The 13790-nt window shown below is 48.1% G+C and carries 6 protein-coding genes; all 6 read right to left on the reverse strand.

All coding sequences use genetic code 11. The annotated features are described in order from the left end of the window. Positions 1-219: 219 nt before the first annotated feature. Complete coding sequence (locus A4R26_RS23675) at positions 220-1098, reverse strand: alpha/beta hydrolase (RefSeq protein ID WP_242675000.1); 879 nt, start codon at positions 1096-1098, stop codon at positions 220-222. A gap of 138 nt (positions 1099-1236) precedes the next feature. After that, positions 1237-7494 (reverse strand): pectinesterase family protein, encoded by a 6258-nt coding sequence (locus tag A4R26_RS23680; protein ID WP_081169017.1) that lies wholly within the window; start codon positions 7492-7494, stop codon positions 1237-1239. 346 nt (positions 7495-7840) lie between these two features. Next, positions 7841-8575 (reverse strand): rhamnogalacturonan acetylesterase, encoded by a 735-nt coding sequence (locus A4R26_RS23685; RefSeq protein ID WP_081169018.1) that lies wholly within the window; start codon positions 8573-8575, stop codon positions 7841-7843. A 203-nt stretch (positions 8576-8778) separates the two neighbouring features. After that, complete coding sequence (locus tag A4R26_RS23690; protein WP_081169019.1) at positions 8779-10173, reverse strand: pectate lyase family protein; 1395 nt, start codon at positions 10171-10173, stop codon at positions 8779-8781. 60 nt (positions 10174-10233) lie between these two features. After that, positions 10234-11904, reverse strand: a complete 1671-nt coding sequence (locus A4R26_RS23695) for a DUF4957 domain-containing protein (protein WP_081169020.1) — start codon at positions 11902-11904, stop codon at positions 10234-10236. 42 nt (positions 11905-11946) lie between these two features. Further along, positions 11947-13776 (reverse strand): RagB/SusD family nutrient uptake outer membrane protein, encoded by a 1830-nt coding sequence (locus A4R26_RS23700; protein WP_081169021.1) that lies wholly within the window; start codon positions 13774-13776, stop codon positions 11947-11949. Positions 13777-13790 lie beyond the last annotated feature (14 nt).

Below are 13790 nucleotides of genomic sequence, written 5' to 3' on the forward strand. Positions count from 1 at the left end.
GTTACTTTATCTTTTAGAACAGCTACAAGCGAATACGGCCTAAGGCTTAAAGCCGAAAGCAAATACAGAATACAGCTGCACGCGCAAACAACAACCAGTGAAACCACCAGTCAACTTGTTAACCTGTCAACTCGTTAACCCGCCTCTCTTTATCAACTTTATCAACATTATCAACTGTATCAACCTTATCAACTTCCCCTGTATCCCCTTTTTCATTCCTCATTTCACAAACCCCATCTCCACCAGCCACTCCTCACATAAGGTCGTCCACAATTGAGTGGAACCGGGATTGTTACGCAGCGCAATGTTATGACCGCCCTGCGGAAAAACATGAAAACTGGTTGAAATATTCTTCTCCAGCAATGCCTGGTAAAAATACAGGCTGTTGCGCGGGTCAACACCTTTATCATTAAACGCACCCGCAATAAAACAGGGCGGCGTGGTTGATTTTACCTGTAACTCCATCGAATACTTATCCACCATTTCTTTCGACGGCGTTTTGCCCAATAAATTTTCCCGGCTTCCCTTATGCGTATATTGGCCCATGGTAATCACCGGTGAAACAAGGATGGTAAAATCGGGGCGAAACGATATCACATTGAGCGAATCGCCAATTGCGCTCACATCATCGGTAATATTTCCCAATGAAGCCGCCAGGTGTCCACCGGCCGACACCCCCATTATCCCGATCTTATCCGGTTGCAGATTCCACCTGGTTACATTAGCACGAATGACCCTGATGGCTCTTTGCGCATCCTGCAGGGGACCGGTTTCCGGTTTTGCCAGATCGGGTGAGTTAGGCAACCGGTAGTTCAACACAAAAGCGGCAATGCCCATTGTATTATACCATTTGGCCAGTTGAAAACCACTGATCTGGTAGGATAAGTGATGATAACCGCCACCCGGACAAATGATCACCGCACATTGTTTATTCTCCTGCGCAGATGGAAAAAAGGCAAACATGCCCGGCACGCCCACCTGGTACACGCGTTCATTATTGATGCTATCTTTCAATCGCATGCCTTTCGTATTAGGCATTTTTCCCGAAGGCCACAAAGGAATAAACTCCTGCGCCTCTGATGCAATCGTGCTTAACAAAATCAAAAAAGTTAAGCAGCCAATCCTGTAATACATGCACAAAAATTTTGAAGCCAAGTTACATAACTTATTATGATCATAAAGGTGTACCACGATGTAAAGACGTGGCACACTTCATTATAGTTGCCGGCAACGGTATTATTGTTTTATAAATCGCAACATCACTTTATCAGACAACCGCTCCAGTTCTACAAAATACATTCCGTTCGGCAGGTCGCTAATGTTAATAGTTGTGTAATTGGTAGCAGGCCTGCTGCGCCATACGCCCATTAAACGGCCGCTTACATTGTAGATCCTTATATGCGCCGGCGTGTACAGTTTTGTATGAAAAATATTTACATAACTGCCGGCCGGGTTCGGATTGATCGTATACGTTCCGTACGCAATACCTGTCACCAGAACATTTAAACCGGCGGCGCCGTTGTTTTGTATCACCACATTGCCGTCATACGATCCTGCAGCCGATGCATTCAACCTGATCATAAGGGATTTTGCCAATGTACTTCCGGTAGCAACTGTAAGCGCAGGAACCTGTGCAGCGGTATACCATGTTTTGCCGGTATCAGCTGACATTTCATATGCCGCAGGTGGTGTTACGGTAACAGTGCCGGCAACGTTCGTGACAGACAACTTAAATGTTTGCGCATCGGTTGGCCTGCCCACGGTTTGTGAGAAAATATTTAAAACCCCGCTTGTGGTAACCACCGGTATGTTACTAGCAGTGGTACCGGTTACCGCCACATTTTGAGTAATGGCGCCGGTGCTTTCATGGGTTATATTACCGGCAGATGTGCCGGCTGCCGTTGCATTTAACCGAACCTGAATGGTTGTTGCGGCCACTACCCCATTTACTGCTATTAGCGTCAGCGGTGAGGCGTTGTCATACCAGGTTGTTCCGTTATTCGACACCTGGTAACCTGGGGGCGGCGTAATGATAATACCGGCCGAAAGGGCACTGCCCGATACGGAATATGTTTGTTCTACAGATGGTGTACCTGCGATATGCGAGAAGGCATTCAATGTACCGGCAGTTACGATAGCCGGTTCAGGCTCTTTGGTGGTAGTTCCCTTCACCATCACATTCTTCAGCTTGGCATAACGGCCCGGGCTACCAGAACCCGTGCAATGGTAAATGCGGAAGAAAAGCGTATCGCCTGCCGGCAGCGTAACACCGGCTGACCCATTGATGAGCATCGCGTACACATCTGTAGTGCCGGCTGTCTGATTGCTCACATCCACCGCATTGGTAAACGTACCGCTGGTGCCGGGCGTAACCGCCGTACCATTCTTTGCAACAACTTTTATTTCGGTTGAATCGGTTCTGAAACCCGATTGCGAATACACGACGGCCATTTTGGTTCCGCTCGAGGTATTGTAAAACGAGGTTGATAACAATATGGAATCGATGCGTAAAGTATACTTCGCATCTGCCACAATAGTGAATTGTTCATAATAAAGCCTGTTGAGCGTGCCCCCCGGCCCGCCGCCGGCGGTGGTCCATGAACCGGAGCCATCCGTTGACGAACCAAATGCCTGGCCATGCAATGCCGAATAAGCCGGTACGGCAGGCGCTGCGGCGCCATTTGAAATATAAAGGTTGTTAAACACAGGCATCGTTCCTACCACACCGGCAGCCCGCACATTGGCACTATCCTGGTTGTTCGTGGTAAACGGCCATTGCTCCAGCAATATGGCGCTGGTGTTCAGCGGGTCGGCCTGTACGGTTCCATTCACGGCCACATTCACACTATTCGCATTGGTTGATGAACAAACTATATTTCCGCCGATGGCGCCAACCGCTGTACCGTTGAGACGTACATAAATATTGGTATTGGCCAGCACACCACCCGTTTGCGTAACTACGAGTGGCGAACTGCCGGTAAACCAGGTCGAATTATTCGACGATACTTCATAACCGGCAGGTGGTGTAACCGTAATGCCTGCTACCAGGTTCTCGCCGGCCAGCACGAACGACTGCGCCGTTGAAGGCGTACCCAATCCCTGCAAAAAGCTGCCCAACACGCCCTGCACGGTAATGGTTGGTTTGCTGGTAACGAAAGCCGTATCTGATGTAGTGCTGGTATAACCGTTCTTCGACAGGCGAACGATATAATAATAGGTTTGTCCGGGCGGCGGAACACTTTCTGAAAAACTAAAATTACAGGCTGAGTCCTCGGTGCTTACCTGTGTATTTATTTTTGTGAAGCTGGTTTTATCGTTGCTGCGGTACAGATCGCAGGTGATACCACTCATTGGCCACGACAGGTTCCAGGTAAGGATTGTATTACCCGCACTTTTCTTTGCTATCAGGTTGGAAGCGGAAAGCTCCGGCGTAAAGGGAGCACTCAGTTCTGCCCATGTTGCGTAGGGGTTCCAGGTTGCCATGGCAGGCGTATTCGCATTTACAAACACCGTATCGTTGTTGTAATACTTAACCGCATCGGCAGCGGTAAGCTGTTTTGTCCACGCTAAACGGCCGCTGACATTTACCGGCGTGCCGTCATAATTTTTTGAGTTGTATTCGCCATACGTAATATAACCGGTATTGGTACCCGCATCCCAGGCGCTCCAGCCTTCCGCTTTAACGGTTGATCCCATTTGGGTATTCAGGAAAACGGTCTTGTTACGTGATTTAGCCGCATCGGCGGTACCGGCATCATTTTGCCAGGGCCGGCCAAGGGAATACAACGTAAAGCCCCGGTTCTTTGTGATCTTACAATCGCGGAATACGTAGCCATAACCAGATTCAGCTTTGGTGTTCACGGCTGTCACATAGCCGCCGGCAGCGTTATCGAGCCGGGTGCGCGGATAAATGATACAGGTATCGAAAATGATGGTGGATGAACCGAACAGGAAATCGGTATTGCCGTCGACATAACAATTTTTGAAATAACATCTTGTTCCTTTCACGTTACCTCCATAATAAGTGTCCTGCCCACCATTCATGCGGCAATTATAAAATACCACCCGGTCGCTGGTGGTATATACCGCTACCGCCTGTGGGCCATCGCCCGGCGCCGGCACCGCTGCATTGGCATTGATACCATAACCGGTGGCATTTTCAATTGACAGGTTCATGAACATTACATCGGGCGCATTGATGATCACCGTACCACAGGTAGATGTTCCATAGGTACCACCGGCGGGATTCGCTTTACCCGAATAATTATCGTATGAAATGATCGTTTCTGCCAGGCTCTCCCCTACCAGTTGCATGAATGGTTTATTACCGGGTATTGTTACCGTTTCAACATACTTGCCTTTCCTGATATAGATCGTATAAGGAGCTGTTTGCGCTGTTGGCGCCGCATTGATAGCCGCCTGTATGCTGGTATACTGGCCGCTGCCATCTTTAGCCACAACCGCTTTTGTACCAGCCGGCGGTGTGCTGCCCGCAGGCACCGTATTTCCGCTTACGGCAACATTAACAGTTGTTGCACCGGCGCTGCTTACCACTATGCTGCCGATGTAAGAACCGGTTGCGGCAGCGTTCAGCCGAACCAAAACAGCAGTGCCTGAAACAGTGCCGCCAGTGGGCGTTAACATAACTGCCGACGTGCTCCAGTTGGTTCCGTTATTAACAGATAGTTCATAACCGGCTGGTGGCGTAAGCGTAATATTACCGGTAAGGCTGGTGCCCGATACCGTTATGGTTTGGGAAGTTGCAGGTGAACCGACCGTTTGGGAAAAAGCGGTGAGCGTACCGGTAGCGCTGACGGCCGGCGCCGGCGTGGTGCTTTCATCGATCACCACATTTGCCGATACAGCGGTTGCCGAATAGTTATATGCCTTGTCGGCAGTAAATATATAGTAGTAATATCTTGTCGATGACAGCAAAGCAGGGTCGGTATCAGTATAGGTATTATTTGTTCCCAAATAAACCACCTGGTAGCCGGCGCCCATTGTATTGCCAACAATATAAACCCCGTTGGCATTGGGCACAGGTGCGGTAGACGATGTACTGCGCACTACTACATACCCCCCACCATCAACGCCGGAGGCCGGGGCCGTCCAATCGATTTTTATCGTATTGTTATTGACGTTACCGGCGGCAACGGGTGAAGTGGCGGCATCGGGTGCGGTTGCATCCAACGCATTACCGGCATATACTACAAAATCATCGATATCGAAAAATGGCGGCTGCGGGTTACTTGTTTTTATACCTGCATAGGTGCTCGTTGGCATACCGGAAGGGGTTGTAAGCGTTCCCGAGAAAAAATACCAGGTGCCCGGTGTGGTGGCTGCGCTCAATGAGGCCGTGGTTGTTGAACCGCTTGAATTGGTTCCCCCGGTTGAGCCGGCTATAGTTGCCCAGGCGCTCAGGACAGTTGTACTGGTCAATGCAGCCGGCGCGCGGTACCAGAACTGCACTACGTATGAAGTAGACGGCGCCAACGGCGTAGTAGTGCATACCGGTGAAAATATATATTTATTACTTGAACTGGCCTGGTTATAATGCAGGAATTTATCGCCTGTTCTCGCATCGGTCGATGCAATACTCCATGCGGCCGATACTTCCCATTGTGTGGTTGACGTATGTGATGTAACCGTTGTATACGACCCGTCGTTCTGCTTTTCAAAACCGCCATCCATATCGGCATTAAAACCAAAACCATTAAGATAAGTGGCAAACAGGCCGTTCACCGGCAGGCTGGTGGTAGCGGCGCCGGCGCTTACATGTGTGATATTACCGGCGTACGTGCCCTGGGCGGTTGCATTCAAACGCACCCTGATGGTGGTACTGTTTAATGTACCGGCTGTGGGTGTCAATACGATAGGGCTGGTACTGCCATACCAGGTGATGCCATCGGTTGACAGTTCATAGGAAGCCGGGGGCGTAATGCTTACATTTCCGGTAAGGTTGTAACCGGCCACTGTATAGGTTTGTACATCAGATGGACCGGCCGATGTTTGTGAAAAATACCCGATCGTTCCACCCACTGCAATGGCGGGGTCGGTATTCACCACGCCATTCAGATAATTCTCGAGCATCGTATACCCGGTGCCGTCGTAAGTATTTCTGTCGGCCGCATCATTGGGGTTCAAATTATTACTCAGCTCCCAGCTGTCGGGCATACCATCATGGTCTGTATCTACCGGTGCTGCAGTACTGTTCAGCGTGGGCCATGCATTCACGGTTAAGTTATAAGGAGTACCATGCGGATAGCCGCCCTGTACATCTATTATACGGCCTGTTCTGTTGCGTACGTCGTTTACGATGCGCTGATCGAGCGTATCGCGGCGGGGCAAAGTGGCGCCTGCCCCCTGTAGAACAGATTCAAATGCATCGGTAGCAGCCTGTGTGGTTACCGTATAACCCAGGTCGAATGGAGTAAGCGTTTTTACCAGCGCGGTATCACTGGCGGTGGTTTGCATGGTTACGCCCGACCAGTTGTTATTGGTATTTTGGGTAGAGCCATCGACATAATTCCCATTCACATGCCATTTGCCATAATCGATCGCATCTGTTTTGCTGGGGTTGCAAATGCGGTACTTGACACCAGACCCGGTATTGGGCCCCCACTTGTAATAATTGTTCACTACATTATAATTACCGCCTTCGCCGCCATATACGGTATTGATACCCCAGTTATACAACACGTTGTTGCGGTAGTCGACATTCTCAATACCTATGGTGCTGGGGGTATAGGTTCCTATGCCTGAAAAACGGGGATTGCGGTTGCGGCAGGCAGCATACAGGTTGTGATGAATAGTAGCTCTTTTACTGCCCTGGATACCACCGTAACCGTGTTGTTCATAATCGGTATCGCCGGTTTCCCAGTGATAGCTATAGTTCAGCGGTTCGGTTATAAAGCACCATTGTATGGTAAGGTTATCGCCACGGTAAATAGTAAGTGCTTCATCGGCGCTCCAGCTGATACTGCAATGATCGATGATGATATTATTGGCGCCCAATGCGCCAAATGCGTCATCGCCGCCACTTCCATCGACAGGGTTTCCCTGCGCATCTGTTTTTTTCTGGTTCTTATCGCCAAGGCGGAACCGGATGTGCCGTACGATCACATTATCGCCACCGATAGATACCGGGTGATCGGCGATACAAATGCCATCACCCGGCGCTGTTTGTCCGGCAATGGTGGTATTCGCCCTTATACTCAGTTTTGAATTGAGGTGAATGGTACCCGATACCCTGAACACCACCGTACGATACGTTGCCGTGGCAGACAAGGCATAACGCAGACTGCCGGGATTGTTATCATCGTTCAGGTTGGTGACCTCAAAAACGGTAGTTGGCGTAGAAGCCGTACCGCGGCCACCGGTGGTGAACATGCCGGCCCCTTCGGCGCCCGGAAACGCAGGTTGTTGCGCCCGGGTTGTAACCAGCGTGAACATTAAAGAAAACAGTGCAATGGCACAGCGGGTAAAGTTTCGCATAAGCAAACGTTAGTTGGTGAATGGTCAATGGTGAATGGTGAATTCGCACCTTCAACATCACACATGATTTAATTTTCAAATCAATATTTTTGAACAAAAGATCATTGCAGGGTAACCGGCAATCGTGAATCGTGTAATGCTCAATTTCATGGCCGCTTAATTAATTTCACGCTACTAAAAACGCAATAATCCCAGGCAAGCTTGCCACATCTGCATTGTATGCCTGCAACTGAAGCTATGCTTCATTCACAATTAATCCCGCTCTGCGGCATTAGCATATCAGCACATTAGCACATTAGCTAATTAGTACATTGCATTCATGTATTCGTACAGCTGTAAACTGACCTTACTTTCTGATCCTTTCGGCAAGGACGAGGTGTAAACTCCGGATGTTCTTCAAAACGATCTGTGCAATGATACGCGCGCCTAACTCATTGAAATGCGTATTATCTTCTTTTCCTTTAGGATAGTTGGGATGTTCATCGGGGGCCAGGTGGTTAAACAGGAGTTTTGACCGATCTACTCCCCATTGCTGAAACAAGGCCTGCGCTTCTTTATCAAGATCGATCAACGGTACATTATTTTCTTTAGCCACATCACGTACGATCTGAGCGTACACATCGTGCGTTCCAACTATATGACCGGTTGAATCGAAATTGCGGCGCGCCACCGGCGTCAGCAGCACCGGGCTGGCTTTCTTACTACGGGTATCTGCGATATATTTCACCAGGTTCGCCCTGAACTGGTCTTCCGTGGTATAACTTTTCTTTGTTTTTACTTCGTCATTATGACCAAACTGAATAAATACATAATCGCCTTCCTGCATGTTGGCCACTACCGGCGCCCAGCGATTTTCCTCCATGAAAGTTCTTGTGCTGCGGCCGTTCTGCGCGCGGTTATCGACCGTTACGGTAGAATCGAAAAAATAAACAAAAGGCATGCCCCAGCCATTTTCAGGATACGTACGCTCCGCTTTATTCGACATGGTTGAATCGCCTATAAGCCACACCGTGATCTTCTTTTTGGGTGGCAGGGCGAATGCTGCCAGTATCATTGACCCTATGAATAATATCCTGTTCATTAGTTCTTGTTTATAATTTGTCAACTGCCTGCGGTCGTGAAACGTGAAACGGCTAACGGCAAACGTGAAATGCTCTTACCTCATGATTCGCCATTAAACGCTCACATCGCTACTTCCAGCCTTCACCTCCCACTTCTTACTTCAGCCTTCCCTTTATCAACTCTATTAACCCTATCAACTTGTAAACTCGTCAACTCCCCGATCTACTTAACCAACCCATTCACATACATTTCTATATTGGTATATTGCTTTTCCAAAGTGCAGATTGCAGCATCTGCCGCATCCCCGGGGTTCAACCCATTCGCCGTTTCCCATTCATCGGGCATCCCGTCCTGGTCTTTATCGGGTAATGCCGGGGTCGCATTCAAAGCCGGCCAGGCATTTACGGTAGCTTCGTATGGTGTACCATGCGGGTAGCCACCCTGCACATCTATAAAACGGCCTTTCCGGTGTTTTACATCATCGATGATGCGTTCGTCGAGCGTATCGCGTTTGGGTAAACTGCAACCCACCTGTTTCAAGACCAGTTCAAAGGCTTCTTTGGCCGGCTGGGTGGTTACCGGTACAGTTGAAAATGGCGCTGTTGCTTTTGCCTGTGCGGGGTCATCAACGTTTTTACCGCCCATGCGTACCCCCAGCCAGTTGTTACTGCTTACCTCCTGCGATCCATCGACATAGTTTCCATCTACAAACCATTTTCCATATGCGATCTTTGGTGGTTTGCTCCAGGGGTTCACTACCTGGTACTTTACATTCTTCTTTGTTTCAGGTCCGCAGCGATAATAATTGTTCACGATATTATAGTTACCGCCTTCGCCGGCATAGGCATTGTTGCCGCCCCAGTTATAGATGACGTTGTTCCTGAAATCGACATTTTCTTCGGGGCTGTTTCTTATGCCATCGAAACGCGGATTGCGGCTGTTGCAGTGCGCAAAAAGATTATGATGGGCCGAGGTATGTTTTCCACCCCAGATGCCGCCATAGCCATGCCGCTCAAAATCCTTATCGCCTGTTTCAAAATGATAACTGTAGTTCAAAGGCTCTGCAATGAGGTTCCATTGTAAAGTGGTGCTATCGCCATTGTAAACGGAGAACGCTTCATCGGTGCTCCAGCTCATGGAGCAATGATCGATGACAATGTTCTTACGGCGGCTGCCGCCAAATGCGTCGTCACCGCCACCGCCATCGACCATGCCTTTGTTTTGATTTTTATCGCCCATGCGAAAGCGCAGGTAGCGCACAATGATATTGTCACCGCTTAAACCTACGGGATGATCGGCCAGGCAAATACCATCGCCGGGCGCTGTTTGCCCGGCGATGGTAACATTACCCTTTATTTCAAGTTTCGATTGTAAATGAATGGTGCCCGATACGGCGAATACAATTATACGCGGCTCTTTTGCCTGAACGGCTTTTCTAAAACTGCCCGGGCCATCGTCGTTCAGCGTATTCACGACTATCACCCTGCCCCCTCGCCCGCCCGTTGTATACCGGCCAAAGCCTTCAGCGCCGGGAAAGGCAATGGGTTGGGCAATTGCTGAAAACAATATAAACTGTAAGGATATTGTTAAAAAGATATAGTGCATTCTTTTCTTCATAATGTATCGATGCGATTCAGTTGAACCGCGTTTTTATTGCATCTGCAGCTTCGCTTACAGTTAGAACGCCCAGCGGGGGTCGCCCACCGGACCACCTGAACTGTTGCTTGTTCTTAGTTCAGAACCAGCCGGCAGTGTAAAATCACTGCTGTTGCCAGTCCACCCTGCGTCGACAGTTTTATTATTTTGCATCGTTACAATAGCAGGAAATGTAGCCGCCACTGCAGGAGAAGCGCCATTGGTAAGGTTAAAGGTATTGCAATAAGACATGTCTGCGGTCGCCGCGGTTGCACGCATAAGGGCTGTACCGCTGGTCGATCCCGGCATCGGTGTATTGCTGATAATGCTATTGCTGATGGTTAGAATAAGTGGATTGGCATTGGCATCAATAAAGAAATTGTTCCGGGCGTCACGGCCAAAACTATTGATGGTGCATTGATCTATTAAAATAGTCGGCGGTACGGCCACCGTTATATTCGTGCTCCAGCCGATAAAAGCGCGGCCCAGGTTGTACAGGGTGGAATTGGTAAATTCAAGTTTTTCGAACTGCAGCTTTTCCATAGTAAAGAATGTGTAGGCATTCAGCGATTTACAATCATACAGTTTGCAATTGTTGAATTTCATAGTACCAATCTTATGAGCGTTGTTAGCAGCCCTGTTGCCTCTGAAAATACAATTCCCCATGTCATGAACATAACAGTTCTCAACTATTATATCGGTGAAAGTAGCCGCTTCCGAATCACTGTTCAACCCTGTAAGATTTAGAAAGTACAGCGCCTGGGAAGCCGTGGCATTGGCAGCCGCGCCGTCGAACTCAATACCTTTTAACGTAATGCCGGCGCCGGTTCCTTTAAGGGTGATTTCCCTGTAGTTGACCTTTGTATCTGCCGGGTTACCCGATACCGACTGAATTGTAATTGTTTTTTGCAAAATGATCAAATTAACGAAAGCACCAGTGCCATCTACACAATTATAGGTGCCCGGGTCAAGACCAATTACATCGCCGTTTGCAGCATTATTGACAGCCGCTACCAAATCATCTGAAGGAGTTAAAACCACTGTAAATATACTTGCAGCGGGAGTAACGAAGTTCATTGTTCCTTTCACCTTGGTACCCGCTAAAATTATTGCATTGTAAGTTGTATTGCCTGTCAGCCCGGTAATTTGTTTAAATCCTGCCGCTACATCATTTGCATCAAGATCTACATCTATCTGAGACCCGCCGGTTGGCAGGAGAACAATTTTGGTTAAACCGCTTGTAATTCTCCACCGCAGGATAACGCTTTTGTCTTTAAGTTCCGCATCCAGTACCGGGAAAATGATCTGTTCGCCTGTAATAGAAAAACTGCTGCTGTATTCCCATTTAGAATCACCAATATTGTCAATTGCGTTGGCTTTTACGCGGGCAAAATATTTTTGCTTTATTACAAGGTTATCATCTGTGATCGACAATGTGGTTGAGTCAATGACAACAGAATAATCGATCCCTGATTGAAAGAGCGAATCTTTGGATATTTCTACCGTATACTGAACACCTTTCCCCGCGGTATAAAGCGATGCAGGCCACTCCAGCTTTACTGCAGTTTCACCTGATGCAGCGGTGATTTTGGCAGGCTTGAAAAATCTGTCGGGTTCAAAAACGTCTTCTACATCTTTCTTACATGACACATTCAATATAACAAGCGCCAGCAGCAGTAGTAATCCTTTTATAATTGTATTTATAGCTTTCATATGTGTAATAAGTTAGATATCCGTAATGCAATCATTCAATCATTAATACCCATAATCCTGAGAGAGATTAAAATTTTGATTCAGAATGCCTGTGTATATAGGAAACAACTCCCTGCTGTTTTCCTTGAATGCCAGGGCAAATCCCTGCCTTGAACCTGTTATGTACTCTTCGGTAACTGCCGCTCTCCAGTTTTTCTTTAAATGGCCCGACGGAGTTGTAGTTGTTTGATCAGGCTGGTACATTACTTTGGATACTTCTCCCCCATACAGGTTGAAATCGGCTATTTCGGCGGGAATGGTCCCGTTTTTCAGCTTATTGGCAATCGTATAAATGTATTGGGGTACATTGGCGTAACGGCCGGTTCCGGTCATAAATTCTCTCAGTTTCGCTCTGGTTTCGGTTATTTTTGAAGCCAGCAGGTTCCAGCGGATAAGATCGTATTTCCGAACTCCCTCACCGCCGAATTCAAGCAAACGCTCCTTTGCAAGTGCATTAAAAAAACCTGCTTTATCTGTAGGCGTTGTGCCCATTCTGCTTTCATAACCTGTATAAGCCCTTTTACGTACTGCCTCATAAGCGCTGATGGCCTGGGCAGATGGTCCGTTGTTCAATTCATTATCTGCTTCAGCAAACATCAGTAACACATCGGCATATCGCAAGATCGGCCAGTTGATCCCCAGCGTTTGGTTGGTGCCGTTTATGCTTGTCCAGTATTTCCGGTATTTTCCGTCGCGCATATCGGTAGCGCCTGTGAGCACTTTGTTATCGGTACCATCTACTTCAAAATAAGCAAGCGTTACATCACGGCGGCTGTCGCCAATGGAATCGAATTCATAAAAATAAGTCGGGATCGCAACAACGCCGCCATTAGCCGATCCATAAGATGAGTTGGCATTTATCCTTATTCCGTTGGCATACCCCAGTTTGCTGTCGGTTCTTGCATTACCGCCGAATGCGCCCGCCTCAAATATCCATTCGTGGTTGGCGTCCTGCCGGTTGCTGTTATGTAGGGTTTTGAAAAGGTTTTCAAAACTCGGGTTCAAGCCATGTTTACCGCTCTCCATAATTTCACGGCACTCATCGAGGGCAATTTTATAAAAGTCTTTATAATCATCTCTGCGTGTCATTACCTGCGGTTCACGTCTCAGCGAATAGCCGCCACGCGCCAATGCGATCCTTGCACGAAGCCCTTTTGCAGCTCCTTTCGTAATGCGGGTACTGAGATCCTCTCCCGCCTCGCCCCGCCAGGGTAACAGTTCGGCAGCTGTATTTAGATCCTCAAGCAGCACATTGTAAATCGAATCACGATCGGTTTTAGGCAGGTACAAATTGGAAACATCTGCAGAGGGCTGCAAATGTGCCGGCACATCGCCCCAGTTACGGATCAATTCATGATAAAACTGCGCACGCAACGTAAGTACTTCACCATATAACCTGCGCATAGCCGTCTTCTCTGCGGCAGTACCATCGTTGTATAAATCAGACAGAGGAATATATTTGATGCAGATATTGGCTCTTTCTATGCCTTCGTATAATTGTATGAAGGGTTTGTCTAATTCGGTGTTGTCGGGGCTTGCGCCATAACAGCTAAGCCCCCTTCTATCGAGCGGGTTATAGTCGCCCGATGTTTTAAAATCTTCTGCCGCCATGGGATACAAAAGCGAAATACGGCTTCCATAACCATTATCGCCCATTAACTTGTTGTAAACCCCAATTACAGCCGATTCGGTATATGACAAACTGGGGAATACCGCATCCTGTGAAACGGTAGAAGGGTTTTCTACATCAAGATATTTTTTACAGGATGAGCATACAATTAAACCTGTAGCTATTAATATAAGAAGTGCTGATTTTGAATTTCTATTTTTCATCGAGGCGATCGTTT

This window comes from Niastella populi (assembly GCF_002078015.1).
GTDB lineage: Bacteria > Bacteroidota > Bacteroidia > Chitinophagales > Chitinophagaceae > Niastella > Niastella populi.

What these genes read in the sequence shown, in the direction of transcription:
- A4R26_RS23685 (WP_081169018.1), bottom strand. Translation starts at nt 8,575, where the DNA reads ATGAACAGGATATTATTCATAGGGTCAATGATACTGGCAGCATTCGCC.
- A4R26_RS23695 (WP_081169020.1), bottom strand. Translation starts at nt 11,904, where the DNA reads ATGAAAGCTATAAATACAATTATAAAAGGATTACTACTGCTGCTGGCG.
- A4R26_RS23700 (WP_081169021.1), bottom strand. Translation starts at nt 13,776, where the DNA reads ATGAAAAATAGAAATTCAAAATCAGCACTTCTTATATTAATAGCTACA.
- A4R26_RS23690 (WP_081169019.1), bottom strand. Translation starts at nt 10,173, where the DNA reads ATGAAGAAAAGAATGCACTATATCTTTTTAACAATATCCTTACAGTTT.
- A4R26_RS23680 (WP_081169017.1), bottom strand. Translation starts at nt 7,494, where the DNA reads ATGCGAAACTTTACCCGCTGTGCCATTGCACTGTTTTCTTTAATGTTC.